Raw genomic sequence first — 15,201 nt, 5'->3', positions numbered from 1 at the left:
GGTCACTTCGCCTCCCGGCTGTCGAGTTCGAGTTCGGTCGCACCGACGCCGTACGCGGCGGGTATGTGCTCGCCGGACAGGTACAGCCGCTCGCCGATCTCGCGGGGCAGCGGGTGGTGTTCGTACCAGCCGCGCACGATGCGGTCCACGCCGAGGGGTTCGGCGCGGAAGCGGGTGGCGGAGGTGAGCCGGAAGGTGTCGCGGCCGCGGGAGGAGAGCACGGCGACCTCGGCGATGCGCCGGGTGCCGTCGACGTGCCGCTGGAGCTGGACCAGCACGTCCACCGCGGAGTTGATCTGGTCGCGCAGCGCCTCGAAGGGCACCTTGACCTCGCTCATGGACGCGAGGGTCTGAAGGCGCAGGACGGCGTCCTCGGCGGAGTTGGCGTGCACGGTGGCCAGCGAGCCGTCGTGGCCGGTGGACATCGCCTGGAGCATGTCCAGGGTCTCGCCGCCGCGGACCTCGCCGACGATGATGCGGTCGGGGCGCATGCGCAGCGAGTTGCGGACCAGGTCGCGGATGGTGATGCGGCCCTCGCCCTCGACGTTCGGCGGGCGCGACTCCAGCCGGATCACGTGCTCCTGCTGGAGCTGGAGTTCGGCGGCGTCCTCGACGGTGATGATCCGCTCGCCGTCGGGGATCAGGCCGGACAGCGCGTTGAGCAGGGTGGTCTTGCCGGAGCCGGTGCCGCCGCTGACGATGATGTTGCACTTGGCGCGCACGAACGCCGACAGCAGGAGCAGCATGTGCTCGTCGAGGGTGCCCAGGCCGATGAGTTCCTGGAGCGTGTACGCGCGCGGGAAGCGGCGGATGGTCAGCGTCGGGCCGGTCAGCGAGAGCGGCGGGATGATGACGTTGACGCGCTCGCCCGAGGGCAGGCGGGCGTCGACCATCGGATTGGACTCGTCCACGCGGCGGTTGACGGTGGAGACGATGCGCTCGATGGTCTGGAGGAGCTGGTCGGCGGAGGAGAAGCGGGCCGGGACGAGTTCGACCCGGCCGCCGCGCTCGACGTAGATCCGGTCCGGTCCGTTGACCATGATCTCGGTGACGGAGGGGTCCTCCAGCAGCGGTTCGAGGATGCCCAGGCCGAGCGCCTCGTCGACCACCCGGCGGATGAGGGCGGCGCGTTCGGCGCTGGACAGGACCGGGCCCTCGCGGCTGATGATGTGGCCCAGGACGCGTTCGAGGCGGGCGCGGCGCTCGGCGGCGGCCAGCGCGGACATCTCGGCGAGGTCGATCTCCTGGAGCAGCTTCGCCCGGTAGACGGCCACGAGGTGGCCCTCCTGGGTCTGCGGGGTGGCCTCTTCGACGGCGAGGCGGGCACGCAGGCTCATGGCGTCCAGTCCTCCTTCGGCATGGTCGCCTCGCGCTGCACCGGATCGAACAGGTGGAGCCCGGGCAGGACGGACGGGATGTGGACGCTGGCGCGCGCGGTGACCTTCTCGGTGGTGTCCACCGGCCAGCTGATGTCGGGGTTCACCCATCCGCTGACCGCGGCCTCGCCCGCCCGGGAGCCGTTGTCGGTGCCGCCCTGCGGGGCGTGCAGTGCCGCGGTGCGCGCGGCGGTGCGCGCCGCGGTGCCGGCCTGGGAGCCGCAGTAGGCGGCGATCCCGAGCTGGATGCCGGCGAGCGCGATGAGCAGGAGGAAGGGCAGCATGCCGAGGTACTCCAGGGACGCCTGCCCGGCCGAGCGCCGCCCGGCTATGGCTCCGCCCCGACGCGCGCCGGACCACCCGCTGCGCGGACGGCCGCGGCCGCTGCCGTACCCGCTGCCCGCCCGCGAGCCGCCCGTCGTGGCACCGCCCGTCCACGCGCCGCCCGTCGTGGCGCCGCCCCGGCTCCTCACGGCGTCGCCTCCTTGCCGGCGTCCTCGTCCACCGCGGAGGCGTGGCCGTGCACCGTGACGGGGAAGTCGATGGCGCCCGGGAAGAGGACCGGCACCTTCAGCCCGAGGGAGACGGAGACCTGGCCGTCGCCGCGGCTGACGTCCGGCCCCTGCATGTCGGAGGCCCAGGCGCCGGGCAGGTCCTCGGCCGCGGCCGCGTGGAAGTCGTCCCCGACGGCGGCGGCGCTGGCCGCCTGGTCGGCGGCGTTGCCCGCGAGGGTGAAGGTGTAGCCGGCCAGCACGGCCTGCCAGACGAGGATCAGCGTGATCAGGATGACCGGGGTCATGCCCAGCGTCTCCAGGGTGACCTGGCCGCGGTCCCGGTCCGCCCGGCGCAGCCGCTTCCCGCCGGACCTCCCGGTCGGCGCCGTCACGGTGACCAGGCCCAACTCCCCGGCCAGCGACCAGATCCCGGCGCGTACGGTGGAGCGCCCGTCGAGGTCGTGCAGGCGGCCGGCGTCGATGACGGGCTGCAACTCGCGGAATCCGGCCGGGATCGCGGCCTCGGCGACCCTGGTGCCGGTGATCCGGCCGATCAGCGAGGGCTGGATCTCGCTGGCGCGGGTGTGCCGGTTGACCACGGTGGTGGTGTCCTGGGCCTTGCGGACCTGGAGCCGGTCCCACATCCGCACCAGCCGCTTGGCGGCGCGCACGGCGACGACGTCGGGCGTGGTGACCAGCACCGCGGTGTCGGCGGTCTCGACGGCCACGGCGTTGGCGCTGGTGACCTGGGTGCCGCAGTCGACGACCACCACTTCGTACCGCTGCCGCAGGGCGGTGAGCACCAGCCGGGCGGCGCGGTCGGTGACGTCCTCGCCGCGCTCGCCCTCGGCGGGGGCGAGCAGCAGCGCGATCCCGGACTCGTGGACGTACATCGCGTCGTTCAGGACCCGCGAGGAGACGTCGGCGATGTCGGCCAGGTCGGCGATGGAGCGGCGGAACTGCACGTCCAGGTACGACGCGACGTCGCCGCCTTGCAGGTCGAGGTCGACCAGGGCGGTGGAACGGCCCGACGCGTGGGCGGCCAGGGCGAGTTGGACGGCGGTGACGGTGGTGCCGACACCGCCCTTGGCGCCCGCCACCGCGACCAGGGTGCCGCCGGTGACGGCCGGCAGGGTGCTCCGGCCGGGCGCGAGGTGGCGCCGCACCCCCTCGGCCCAGGACGCGGCGGCCTCCACCCGGGCGCCCAGCTCGTCGTAGGCGAGCGGCATGCCGATCACGCCGCGGGCTCCGGAGTTCATCGCCGAGGCGAGCATCGCCGGGCTCGGGTCGGCGGTGAGCAGCACCACGCCGACCGCGGGGAAGCGCAGCGCGATGTCCCGCACCAGGTCGAGCGCGGGCATCGGGCCGATCAGGTCGTGGACGACGACGACCTCGGGCAGGTCGTCGACGCCGGACTCGGCCGAGCGGGCCAGGGCTTCGAGCAGCGCGGTGGAGCTGGGCAGGGCGGGTGCCGGTTCGGCGTCGGGGAGTTGGCCGAGCAGGCCGAGCAGCGCGCGGGCGGCGTCGGCGTCGGCGGTGCCGGCGAGGATGCGGACGGTCATCTCGACCCTCCCCGGTCCGGCCGGCGCGGCGACGTACGGGGGCGGCGGGCGGCGCCGCGTCCCGCGGCCGGTCCCGGCCTCATCGCGCGGCTCCCGCCGCGGACGTGTCGCCGGAGAGCGTGTAGGTGCGGTCGCTCTCCGGCGGCGCCTCGGTGTCGCCCGGGGCGACCAGCGCGAGCCGGACGTGCTCGGCGAACGACTCGGCATAGGCGACGCGTTGGGCGTCCTCGGCGTCGAGCGCGAAGGTGATCGGGACGCCTTCCTCGGAGAGCCGCTGGGCGTCCTCGCTCTTGTCGAACGCCTTGATCTGGCCGACGTCGAGGACGGACGCGTTCGCCACGATGATCTTCGAGACGTCCGGGTCGGTGTCCTTGCGGCCGGCGAAGGTGGCGAAGATGTTCACCCGGGCACCCGGGGTGATCTTGCCCGCCACCCCGGTCTCCGCGTCGATCATGATGGCGATCTCCATCTGCCCGGGCTTGAGTTCGGGCCGGGCGGCGACCATGTCGGACTCCAGCAGCGAGCCCTTCTTCAGCGGGACCGCGGCGATCTTCCCCTGGAACTCGCCGAGGTCGCGCACCGCGGTGTCCGGCAGCCACCGCTTCGGCATGGATATCCGGTGCACCTTGGAGGAGTCCAGCGCGGTGTACGCGGGCACGTCCGCGGACAGTTCGTACGCCGTCACCTTCTGGCCCACCTGGGAGCGGGCGTTGCTGACGACGGCGAGCACCCCGGCGAAGGCGGCCACCGCGCAGACCACGGAGACCACCAGGAGGACGACGCCACGGCGCTGACGTGAGTTCATGTGCGGGTGGACCTATCGCTTGTGGGGTTCGAGTTGGGGGCGGCGGGGCGTCTCGACCGCCCGGTCGGGCGGACGGGCGGCGTGCTTGGCGGGGGTGCCGCGCTCGTTGACCCGGGTGGCGCAGAACAGGCACTGGTCGCCGATGACTTCGAGCCCGCACCAGGTGCAGGTGTCGCGGCGCACCGAGGTGACGAGCTGGTAGAGCATGCCGACGTCGGCGATGTACGCGGTGAACTCGACCAGCCGCGACGTGCCCCACCAGCGGGCCGAGTCCGACGGCAGCGGCACCTCGCGCAGGGCCTGGGTCTGCCAGCCGCCGGCGAGCGGGCCCGCCACCCAGCCGGGGTCGAGGCCGTTGCCGGCCACCGCGAGCTGCGTGGCGTACCCCGGCCCGGGCGGCACGTGCTCGGCGTCGGCCTCGCCGAGGTACGGCTCGGGGTGCGCGAGCACCGCGAAGTGCCGCCCGGGCACGAGGGACCGCACATGGCTGCCGACGCTCACCGGCACCCGGTCCAGCTTGCTGACCGAGGCCAGCAGCGCGCCGGAGTGCAGGTAGTACGAGAGCAGGCGGGCGGCGCCGGCGAGCACGCCCGGGCCCAGATCCGTGCCGGACAGTTGCCGTAACTGCTCGCCGAGCAGGGTGCGGGCCAGCGGCGGCAGGGTCAGCGGCACGATCGCGATCCGGTCGCCCTCCAGCGCGGAGCGCACGGTGTGCATCCGGCGCCGGGCGGGGTCGTCGGCCTCGGCGGGGGCGAGCGCGATCAGGTGGCCGTGCATGTCGAGCGCGGTGGAGGTGCGCACCACCTGCTCCTCCAGCGGCAGCGCGAGGTCGTCCGCGGTCACCGTGATGACGCTCGGCATGCGGTACCCCTCCCCATCTGGGCGCGCCGGTCGGGTCGAGCGGGGGTCCGCCTGGCCGTACGCGGTGGTCAGCTTATCGATGTGTAGCAAGTTGAGCGCGGAAAGTTGCGGATCGGATGAGGTGAACGACCGGTGTCCATCAGAGGTCTTGACAACCCGATTGGTCTGGACCAACTTTCTCCCTACTACATGTGTCCATGCCAAGCGTGGACATCCGGGCCACCCGCACACCCACCACCCCCCAACTCCTTGCCCCCAGGAGGCAGTCGTGGAACGTGCATCGCGCGCCAATCGAGCGATCCATGCGAAGTCGAGAGCAACCGTGAGGCGCCGTCTGATCGCCGGACTGAGCGCCGCCGCCGTGATCGGCTCGGGCGTCGCCCTCGTCACTCAGGGCGCCGCCTCCGCCGCCACCACCAACCTGGTCACCGACTCCGGCTTCGAGAGCGGGCTCTCGGGCTGGACCTGCACCGCCGGCAGCGGCGCGGCCGTCTCCAGTCCGGTGCACTCAGGGACGAGCGCCCTGAAGGCCACCCCGTCCGCGAGCGACACCGGCCAGTGCTCGCAGACCATCAGCGTGCAGCCCAACTCCGCCTACACGCTGAGCGCATGGGTGCAGGGGTCGTACGTCTACCTCGGCGCGACCGGTACCGGCGGCACCGACCCGTCCACCTGGACGCCGAGCGCCTCCTCCTACACCCAGCTCAGCGTCAACTTCACCACCGGTGCCGGCACCACCTCGGTGACCGTCTACACCCACGGCTGGTACGCCCAACCCGCCTACTACGCCGACGACGTGACGCTGTCCGGCCCGGGCGGCACCGCGACCACCCCGCCCACCACGCCGCCGACGACACCCCCCACCACGCCGCCCACCACGCCGCCCACCACGCCGCCGACCAACCCGCCGGCCACCGGCCTGCCCAAGCACGCCGTGACCGGCTACTGGCAGGACTTCGACAACGGCGCGACCGTGCAGACCCTGGCGCAGGTGCAGAACCAGTACGACATCATCGCCGTGGCCTTCGCCACCGCGACCACCACGCCCGGCGCCGTCACCTTCTCCCTGGACCCGGCGCTGAACTACAGCGAGGCGCAGTTCAAGGCGGACATCGCGGCCAAGCAGGCGGCCGGCAAGAAGGTCGTCATCTCCGTCGGCGGGCAGAACGGCACCATCTCGGTGCGCGACTCCGCCTCGGCGACGAACTTCGCCAACAGCATCTACACCCTGATGCAGACCTACGGCTTCAACGGCGTGGACATCGACCTGGAGAACGGGATCGACCCGACCTACATGTCGCAGGCGCTGCGCAGCCTCAGCGCGAAGGCGGGCTCCGGCCTGGTCATCACGATGGCGCCGCAGACCATCGACATGCTGTCGCCGTCCAGCGACTACCTGGCCACCGCGCTGAACATCAAGGACATCCTCACCGTCGTCAACACCCAGTACTACAACAGCGGTTCGATGAACGGCTGCGACGGCGGGGTCTACAGCCAGGGCAGCGTGGACTTCATCACCACGCTGGCGTGCACCGCGATCCAGGCCGGGCTCGCCCCGTCCCAGGTCGGCATCGGCACACCGGCGTCCGGCAGCGCGGCCAGCTCCGGCTACGTCTCCCCGTCGGTGGTCGACAACGCGCTCGACTGCCTGGCCAGCGGCACCAACTGCGGCACCTTCCACCCGTCGGCGAAGTGGCCCACCATCCGCGGCGCCATGACCTGGTCCACGAACTGGGACGCCTCCAACGGCAACTCCTGGTCCAACACGGTCGGTGCCCACGTCCACGCGATGTCGTAGGCGCGCCTGAGGGCCGTCCGACGGACGGCGCGGGCACCGCACGAAGGGAGCGTCCCCTCACCGGGGGCGCTCCCTTCGTGCCGTCGCGCCCGGACCGCCGGGCGTGCGGGGGGCGTTCAGCCGAGCACGGCCAGCGCGTCGATCTCGACGAGCAGGCCGGCCGGCAGCCCGACGTAGACCGTCGTGCGGGCCGCGGGGGGCTGTTCGAGGTCGGCGAAGTAGGCGTTGTAGAGGTCGTTCAGCTCGGCGAAGTGCGCGGTGTCGGTGAGGTAGACGCGGACCATGACCACGTCCTCCCAGCTCGCCCCGCCGGCGGTGAGCACGGAGCGCACGTTCTCGAGCGTCTGGAGGGTCTGCTCACGCAGCGTCGGGCCGGCCGGGGTGGGGGCCTGGCCCTCGACGGCGGGCAGGAAGCCGACCTGCCCGGCGACCTGGAGGATGCCGCCCTTGCGGACGCCGTGCGAGAACCTCGCCGGCGGGGCGGTGTGCGTCGGCGGGGTGATCGCGGTCTTGGTCAGGCGCGGGTGCCGGTCGGCGCCGGTCTCGGTGGCGCCGGTCTCGGGCTGGTCGCTCATGCGTCGGTGTCCTCGTCGTTCGTCACGTCGCCGCCGGGTTCGGCGCCGCTGGGTTCCTCGTGGGCCGGTCCGGCCGGCGCCGGTTCAGCCGGGGCCGGTCCAGCGGCGGGCGATCCGGCGGAGGCCGGTCCAGCGCAGGCCGGTCCGGCCGGGGGCGCTTCGGTGCGGGCCGCACCGCCGTCCGTCCCTTCGCCGTCGAAGGGGTCGCCGTCCGCACCGGTGGCGGGTGGGCCGCCCGGCCGGCCGGACAGTTCCTCCCCCACCGCGTGCGCGGTCCGCAGGATCAGCGGGCGCAGCCGCAGCAGCGCGTCGGCGCCGACCACCACGTTGGGGGCGGAGAGGGACATCGCGGCCCAGACCCGGCCGTCCGGTCCGTGGATCGGCGCGCCGACGCAGTTGATGGACTCCTCGTGGCCGCCGAGGTCGCTCGCCCAGCCCTGCGCGCGCACCCGCTCCAGCTCGGCGAGGAACGCGGCCGCGTCCGGCGTCGAACGGGCGGTGTAGCGCGGGTAGTCCAGCCGCTCGGCGACCGTGCGCCGCTCGGGCTCCGGCAGGTCGGCGAGGAGCAGCTTGGCGACGGCGGCCACCGTGATGGCGACCGGGCGGCCGATCCGGGAGTGCATCCGCACCGGGTAGCGGCTGTCCACCTTGTCGATGTAGACCACCTCGCCCTGCTCGTACACCGCCAGGTGCACGGTGTGGCCGGTGCGCTCGTTGAGCGCGGCCAGGTGCGGGTGGGCGATCTCGCGGATGTCCAGCGCCTCGACGGCCTGCTGGGCCAGGGCGAAGAGGCGGGCGCCGAGCCGGTAGCGCTGGTCGCGCTGGCGGTAGACGAGGCCGTGCTCGTGCAGGGTGCGCAGCAGCCGCAGCGCGGTCGACTTGTGCACGTCGAGCCGCGCGGCGACCTGCTCCAGGCCGGCCGGCCCCTCCGCGAGGAGCGGCAGGATGCTCAGCGCCCGGTCCACGGTCTGGCTCACGGCGTCCCCCCGCCGGTCGCGTCCCGGGCCCACCCCGGGCCCAACCGCAGGGCGCCCCACGCGGCGTCGTCCAGGGCCGCCAGCGCGTCGCAGCGCTCCCGTCCGGGCGGCACCGCCAGGTCGTCGGGCACGGTCAGGGCGGCGGCGGCCAGCAGGTGGCCGTGGCGCATCCGGTCCCGCAGCGGCAGCCCGCGCAGCGTCGCGGACAGGAAGCCGGCGGCGAAGGCGTCGCCCGCGCCGACGTGCGCGACCACGTCCACGACCGGCGCGGGGACGTGCAGCCGGACATCCCCGCCGCCCACGGCACCCGGTCGGTCCGACCCCACCGCCCGGTCCGGCCCCACCGGCCCGTCCACCCCCTGAGAAGCGGCCGCCCCCTCCGGAGCGCCGGGCGCGCCCGAGGCGCCCGGCCCGCCGGGCAGGAGCGCCCCCTCGGAGGCGAACACCGTGGCGCCGTCCGCGCCCTGTTTGACCACCAGCACCGCCGGCTCCGGCAGCGCGGCGCGCACCGCGTCCGCGTCGGGCAGGCCGAAGGCCGCCTGCGCCTCGTCCTCCCCGACGAAGACCAGGTCGCAGCCGCGGGCGAGCGCGACCAGGTCCAGCGGGTCGGCGTCCCGCCACAGCGCGGGGCGGTGGTTGACGTCGAAGGAGACCAGGGGGCGGCCGGGTTCGCGGTGGGTGAGGCGGGTCATCAGGGCGTGGCAGGTCGCCGAGAGCGCGCCGGTGATGCCGGTCAGGTGCAGGACGTCGCCGCTCCACACGTCTTGGCGGCGGACCAGGTCGGGCGACAGGGCGGAGGCCGCCGAGCCCTTGCGGTAGTAGACCACCTCGGCGCGCCCGGACCCGCCGGACAGGGTGGTGGAACGCTCCTGCGCGGTGCGGAAGTAGACGCCGGTGGGCCGGTGCGGGTCGCGCTGCACCGCGCCGACGTCCACGCCGGCGGCGGCGATCGTGTCCACCAGGTGGTCGCCGAAGCCGTCGGCGCCGACCCGGCTCACCCAGCGCGTGCGGTGGCCGGCGCGGGCGAGCGTGCACGCCACGTTGGACTCCGCGCCGCCGATGGCACGGTGGAAGGAGGGGACGTCGGCGAGCGGCCCCGGCCGGGAGGGGACGAAGGTGACCATGGACTCGCCCAGGCAGACGACCTCGACGCGTTCGGCGCTCGGCGTTGCGATCACGCGGGTCTCCGTTCCCCTTCGGCACGGGCGCGGCCCGCCCTGGCGCCGTTGACCCCGCGCCGACCAGGATGTTAGACAGCGGGGAACAGGACACGCAACGGTCGTTGCACAGGGCGCAACGATCCTACGACGTGGCACCGGCACCCCGGGGCCGCTTCCCGGGAGGGTGGATGGACATCGACGAGCGGATCGCGGCGCTGGACGGCGAACGGGTCGACCACCGGTTCAAGGGGCTGCCGCCGGACGCCGAGGGGCTGACCGTGGGCGAGCTGGCCGCGCAGCGCCGCGACCTGTTCGACGGCGGCTTCGGCACCCCGCTGCTCGTGCTGTCGCAGGAGGCCCTGGAGCACAACCTGGCGGCGCTGGAGGAGTACGCCGAGCGGTACGGCCTGGCGTTCGCACCGCACGGCAAGACGTCGATGGCCCCGCAGCTGTTCGCCCGCCAACTCGCCCGGGGGGCCTGGGGGATCACCCTGGCGGTGCCGCACCAGGTGCGGGTGGCACGGGCGTTCGGGGTGCCACGGATCTTCCTCGCCAACCAGCTTGTCGACCCGGCCGCCCTGCGCTGGGCCGGAGCCGAGCTGGACGCCGACCCCGCGTTCGAACTCGTCTGCTACGTCGACTCGTTGCGCGCGGTCGAGCTGATGGACGCGGCCCTGCGCGCGGCCGGCGTACGGCGGCGGCTGGACGTGGTGGTGGAGCTGGGCGCCGGGCAGGGCGCGCGGACCGGGGTGCGCACCGGACGCGAGGCCGAGGCGGTCGCCGCCGCGGTGTCGGCCACCGGCACCCTGCGGCTGGTGGGCGTGGCCGGCTACGAGGGCGAGGTGCCCGACGCCGACCCGGAGCGCGTACGGGCGTACCTGCGGCGGCTGGTGGCGCTGGCCGGGACGCTCGACCGGGCCGGGCGGTTCGCGGACGCCGCCGCGATCGTGGTGAGCGCGGGCGGCTCCGCGTGGTTCGACGCGGTCGCCGACGTCCTGGCGGAGGTACCGGAGCTGTCCCGGCCGGTGCTGAAGCTGCTGCGCTCGGGCGCATACGTCACCCACGACGACGACCACTACCGGCGGATCACCCCCTTCAACCGGGTGCCGGACGACGGCGACCTGCTCCCCGCCTTCCGGCTGTGGACCCAGGTGGTCTCCCGCCCCGCGCCGGACCAGGCGTTCCTCAACGCGGGCAAGCGGGACGCCCCCTACGACCTGGGGCTGCCGGCCCCGCGCGCGGTCCGCTCCGCCCGCGACGGCTCGACGCGCGCCGCGCCGGAGGGTCTGGAGGTGGTCAGGCTCTCCGACCAGCACGCCTGGTTGAAGGTGCCGCCGGCGGACGGCCTGGAGGTCGGCGACTGGGTCGCGCTCGGCGTGTCCCACCCGTGCACCACGTTCGACAAGTGGGCGCTCATCCCGGTCGCGCGGGCGGACGGCACGGTCACCTCCTACGTCCGCACCTTCTTCTGACCGCGCCCGCCGCCGGTCCGTCCGCAACGCACGATCCTCGAAGGGGAGATGGCCGTCTTGGAACTGGTGGTGCGCGGGGCGCGGGTGGTGGACGGGTCCGGCGGCCGGGCGTACCGGGCGGACGTCGGCGTCGACGGCGGGCGGATCACCGAGATCCGGCGGGAGCGGGACGGCGGGCCGCGGCCGGGCGCGCGGCGGGTGGTGGACGCCGACGGCCTGGTCCTGGCCCCGGGGTTCATCGACATGCACGCCCACAGCGACCTCGCCCTGCTGGAGGACCCCGCCCACGAGGCGAAGGCGGCCCAGGGCGTCACCCTGGAGGTGCTGGGCCAGGACGGCCTGTCGTACGCGCCGGTCGACGACCTCACCCTCAAGGAGCTGCGGACCCAGATCGCCGGGTGGAACGGGCCGGGCGCCGACGCGGAGTTCACCTGGCGCGGGGTCGGCGGCTACCTGGACCGGCTGGACCGGGGCATCGCGGTGAACGCCGCCTACCTGGTGCCGCAGGGCACCGTCCGGGCGCTGGTGATGGGCTGGACGGACCGGCCGGCCACCCCGCGCGAGCTGGACCGGATGAAGGAGGAGGTCGCGCGCGGCCTGGCCGAGGGAGCCGTCGGCATGTCGTCGGGGCTCACCTACACCCCCGGCATGTACGCCTCCGACGCCGAACTGGCCGAGCTGTGCCGGGTGGTGGCCGCCCACGACGGCTACTACTGCCCGCACCACCGGTCCTACGGCGCGGGCGCGCTGGAGGCGTACGCGGAGATGATCGCGCTCGCCCGCGAGTCGGGGTGCGCCCTGCACCTGGCCCACGCCACCATGAACTTCGACGAGAACACCGGCCGCGCGCCCGAGTTGCTCGCGCTGCTCGACCGCGCCTTGGACGCGGGCGTGGACGTCACCCTCGACACGTACCCGTACACCCCCGGCTGCACCACCCTGGTCGCCCTGCTGCCGAGCTGGGCCGCGGAGGGGGGACCCGAGGCGACCCTCGCGCGGCTGCGGGACGACAGCGCGGCCGAGGCGGTCCGCCGCGCCCTGGAGGTGGAGGGCTCCGACGGCTGCCACGGGGTGCCCGTCGACTGGTCCACCATCGAGATCTCGGGCGTCGCCTCCCCCGCCCTGTCCTCCCGCGTCGGCACCCGGGTGGACGGCTGGCCCACCGCACGCCGGCTCCTGCTCGCCGACCGCCTGGGCACCACGATCCTCCAGCACGTCGGCGACGAGGCCAACGTCCGCACGATCATGCGCCACCGCGCGCACACCGCGGGCTCCGACGGCATCCTGCGCGGCGCGAAGCCGCACCCGCGCGCCTACGGCACCTTCCCCGAGTACCTCGGCCGCTACGTCCGGGAGCTCGGCGTGCTCACGCTGGAGGAGTGCGTGGCGCACCTCAGCGGGCGGCCCGCGGCCCGGCTGCGGCTGCCCGACCGCGGCCTGGTCCGCGCCGGCTACCGCGCCGACCTGGTGCTCTTCGACCCGGAGACGGTCGCGGCCGGCGCCACCTTCGACCATCCGCGCACCGCGCCGACGGGCATCCCGCACGTGCTGGTGGACGGGCGCTTCGTGATGGCCGACGGGCGGCGCACCGGGGTGCTCGCCGGGCGCTCGGTCCGCCGCTCACCGGCCCGCGCCGGCCGCGGAGCGTGACCCCGGCCGCACGGTCCGCTCCGGCCGCACGGTCCGCCCCGTCCGCCGCCCCGACCGGTTCCGGCCGGCCGGCCGCTCAACCCGAGCCGGTGGAGGGCGTGTTCGGCGGCCGGTGCAGCGCGTCCCGCAGCAACTGCGCCGCCTCGTCGGGGTCGTCGGTGATGTGGGCGTCGAGCCCGTCGGCGGCCGTCCGCTCGTTCGGGGTCAGCGTCGGGGTGTAGAAGACGACCACGCCCTGGTAGTCCCGGTCCTCCCGGGCCGCCCGGATCAGGTCGAAGCCGTGGCCGCGCTCGCCGAACGCGGCCACGTGGCACAGCACCGCCGGCGGCCGGCGGGCGAGCCAGTCGGTCCACAGCACGCCGTTGAAGGCGAACTCCCTCCGCAGGCCGCCTCGTTGCAGGGCGTACCCGACCGAGCCGGCGGCCCGTCCGGTGAAGCCGACGACCACCACGAGCGGCGGCGGCCCGCCCGGCCCGTCCGCCTGCGGCCGCGACGGCGCGGGCACGCGCCGCCCGTAGCCGGCCGGCAGCGCGTAGTCCGCGGGGTAGGTCTCGGTGCCCTGCGGGTCGAGGACCGGGCTGACCGGGTCGGCCGGCCCGGCCGGGCGGGCCCCGGACTGCTGCGGTGCGCCGCCGGCCCCGGTGCGCGGCACCGCGTAGGGGGCGCCCGCCGGCCCGCCCGGCTGCGCGGTCGACGCCCCCGGGTCCGCGAGCTGCTCGGCGCCGGAGCGGGCCGGGGCATGGCCCCTCGGCCCGTCGCCGGACCGCTCCCCGGTGTCGGCGGCCGGCGCCCCGGACCGCTCGACGCCCCGGTCCGCGGCCGGCCCCGGATCGCCGGCGGGCGGGGGCAGCGTCACCGGACCACCGCTGCCCGGGGCCGGCGTCATCCCCGGCGCACCGAACCGGCCCTCCGGCGGCCGGTACCACTCGGGCCGGTCGTACGGCCCGGGCCATCCGTACGGCTCCTGCTGCCCGTAGGGCGACGGCGACACGCCCCAGGGGCCCGGCAGCGGCGGCACCGGCGGGCGGTCCACGCCCTCCCGCAGCCGCTGGAAGACCAACTCGGCCTCCTGGAGCATCCGCAGCCCGCGCAGCAGCGACACGAACCCCTGGTCGGCGGCCAGTTCCGGGAAGCTCTCGGGCAGTTCGTTCTGCAGGGTGTGCAGGGCGGCGTCGCGGTCGTTCTGGTCGCTCTCGGCGGGCAGTGCCATCGAGTACCGGACCAGGAAGGCGCTGAGCCTGCGCTGGTCGCCCGACGACCAGCCCGCGCCGGACCGCAGCAGCATGCGGACCTCGCAGTAGGAGAAGAAGGTCTCCACCACCTCAGGCTGCGAGCCGGGCTCGTTCTGGGCCGTCATCAGGCGGTAGAAGGGTCCGTAGAGCTGCTGGACCAGCAGCGTGCGGATGACCGCCTCGGTGCTCAGCCCGGACCAGATCGGGTTGAGGTTCGCCTCCAGCAGCAGGCCGTTGACCAGCCGCTTGATCCGGCGCGGGTTGCGGTCGGTCCGGTAGCCGATGAGCGCCACCAGCCGGTCCTGGTCGAGCAGGTCGGCGATCCCGGCCTTCCCCGCGCACCGCCGCACGTAGTGCTGGATGTCGTGGTTGCCGAGGGCCGGTATGCGGTAGGTGGTCTGGAAGATCTTCTCCATGAAGGCCGCGCCGGCCGGCGTGAGGTTGCGCAGCATGCCCTGCTTGCCCATGGCGTCGTGGTCGCAGCCGACCACGAAGACCAGCCCGGGCACGTCCAGGTAGACCTTGAGCGCCTCGCACAGCGCGAGCACCGTCTCCTGGGAGCAGCGGTCGAGGTCGTCGATGAAGATCACCAGCAGCCGGCCGGGGGCTCCCCGGTGCGGCACTGCCGTCCAGTCGGCCATCATGGCGCTCAGCGCGTCCCGCATGTGGTTGCGCGCGGTGGCGTCCGCGGACAGCGCGCGCCACAGCCCGTCCACCGTCCCCGCCACCCCCAGCGGCGCCGCGGCGAGCAGCGCGAGCGCGCGCAGCAGCCGCGCCGGCCCGCTGCCGCCGCGCAGCCGGCGCAGCGTGCGGCGCAGGATGTTCGGGTCGAGCTGCGCGAGCACCGACTTGATCAGCCCTTCGAGCGCGTCGGCCCCGGTCGAGCTCCAGGCGTTGTACCAGACGGTGTGGACCCGGGGGGACCGTCCCAGCTCGGCGTCGAGCAGCCGCATCAGGCTGCTCTTTCCCATCCCCCAGCCGCCGTCCACCGCGAGCGTGAAGGGGGTGGCGAGCCGCTCGGCCAGCAGCAGCGCGGACAACTGCTTCGCCACCCACAGCGCGCCCAGCTCGTCGTCGCCGGAGACGGAGACCGGTTCGTCGTTGAGCAGCGTCAACCCGCCGCGGGCGCCCTCCCCCATCCGCGGGGCGACGGGCGCGGCGGGCGGCGGGCCGTACGACGTGTGCTGCGCCATCCTCCGAGTGTTCCAGCCCGGCCGCCGGCGCGGGCCGATCCGCCGG

11 protein-coding genes and 1 pseudogene are annotated in these 15,201 nt (G+C 74.7%); 3 read left to right on the top strand and 9 right to left on the bottom strand.

Translation table 11 applies throughout. From position 1 onward, the window contains the following. Positions 1-2: 2 nt before the first annotated feature. The 5 genes from RVR_RS23320 to RVR_RS23300 all read right to left on the bottom strand — a co-directional run bounded on the left by RVR_RS23320 (position 3) and on the right by RVR_RS23300 (position 5,098). On the bottom strand, positions 3-1,337 hold the full coding sequence (locus tag RVR_RS23320) for a TadA family conjugal transfer-associated ATPase (RefSeq protein ID WP_202235763.1): 1,335 nt from the start codon (positions 1,335-1,337) through the stop codon (positions 3-5). Continuing rightward, complete coding sequence (locus tag RVR_RS37825; protein ID WP_237404912.1) at positions 1,334-1,849, bottom strand: TadE/TadG family type IV pilus assembly protein; 516 nt, start codon at positions 1,847-1,849, stop codon at positions 1,334-1,336. Before RVR_RS37825 ends, RVR_RS23320 begins: the two co-directional genes overlap by 4 nt. Further along, entirely contained in the window at positions 1,846-3,432 is a 1,587-nt protein-coding gene (locus RVR_RS23310) for a CpaE/TadZ family protein (RefSeq protein WP_202235762.1), read from the bottom strand. The genes RVR_RS37825 and RVR_RS23310 overlap by 4 nt, the downstream gene beginning before the upstream one ends. 79 nt (positions 3,433-3,511) lie before the next feature. Beyond that, positions 3,512-4,237, bottom strand: a complete 726-nt coding sequence (gene cpaB, locus RVR_RS23305) for a Flp pilus assembly protein CpaB (protein WP_202235761.1) — start codon at positions 4,235-4,237, stop codon at positions 3,512-3,514. Between the two features lie 12 nt (positions 4,238-4,249). Then, complete coding sequence (locus tag RVR_RS23300; RefSeq protein ID WP_202235760.1) at positions 4,250-5,098, bottom strand: hypothetical protein; 849 nt, start codon at positions 5,096-5,098, stop codon at positions 4,250-4,252. A 268-nt stretch (positions 5,099-5,366) separates the two neighbouring features. Here RVR_RS23300 and RVR_RS23295 point away from each other — a divergent pair, with 268 nt between their 5' ends. Continuing rightward, positions 5,367-6,896, top strand: coding sequence for a chitinase (locus RVR_RS23295; protein ID WP_430393166.1), 1,530 nt, complete (start codon positions 5,367-5,369; stop codon positions 6,894-6,896). A gap of 116 nt (positions 6,897-7,012) precedes the next feature. On the opposite strand, the gene RVR_RS23290 is transcribed toward RVR_RS23295, so the two are convergent. From RVR_RS23290 to RVR_RS23280, 3 genes and pseudogenes are all read right to left on the bottom strand, one after another. Beyond that, positions 7,013-7,471: a RidA family protein gene (locus RVR_RS23290; protein WP_202235758.1), complete on the bottom strand. Its 459-nt coding sequence runs from the start codon at positions 7,469-7,471 to the stop codon at positions 7,013-7,015. A gap of 221 nt (positions 7,472-7,692) precedes the next feature. Further along, positions 7,693-8,448: pseudogene (locus RVR_RS23285) on the bottom strand (IclR family transcriptional regulator); the annotation flags it as partial. Then, positions 8,445-9,626, bottom strand: a complete 1,182-nt coding sequence (locus RVR_RS23280; RefSeq protein WP_272933100.1) for a sugar kinase — start codon at positions 9,624-9,626, stop codon at positions 8,445-8,447. The pseudogene RVR_RS23285 and the gene RVR_RS23280, both read right to left, overlap by 4 nt. 170 nt (positions 9,627-9,796) lie before the next feature. On the opposite strand from RVR_RS23280, the gene RVR_RS23275 reads away from it, so the two are divergent. Next, the gene (locus tag RVR_RS23275; protein ID WP_202235757.1) at positions 9,797-11,080 is read left to right on the top strand and encodes an alanine racemase; all 1,284 of its coding nucleotides are present in this window, start codon (positions 9,797-9,799) and stop codon (positions 11,078-11,080) included. Positions 11,081-11,128: 48 nt separating this feature from the next. Beyond that, a complete protein-coding gene (locus tag RVR_RS23270) occupies positions 11,129-12,730 on the top strand; it encodes an N-acyl-D-amino-acid deacylase family protein (RefSeq protein WP_237404910.1) in 1,602 nt (533 codons plus the stop codon). Between the two features lie 76 nt (positions 12,731-12,806). Here the strand turns inward: RVR_RS23270 and RVR_RS23265 are convergent, their stop codons facing one another. Then, positions 12,807-15,155, bottom strand: a complete 2,349-nt coding sequence (locus tag RVR_RS23265; protein ID WP_202235756.1) for a P-loop NTPase fold protein — start codon at positions 15,153-15,155, stop codon at positions 12,807-12,809. Between the last annotated feature and the right edge of the window lie 46 nt (positions 15,156-15,201).

The organism is Streptomyces sp. SN-593 (assembly GCF_016756395.1).
Classification (GTDB): domain Bacteria; phylum Actinomycetota; class Actinomycetes; order Streptomycetales; family Streptomycetaceae; genus Actinacidiphila; species Actinacidiphila reveromycinica.
The sequence above is the reverse complement of the archived record's forward strand: the minus strand, read 5'-3'. Positions and strand labels throughout refer to the sequence as shown.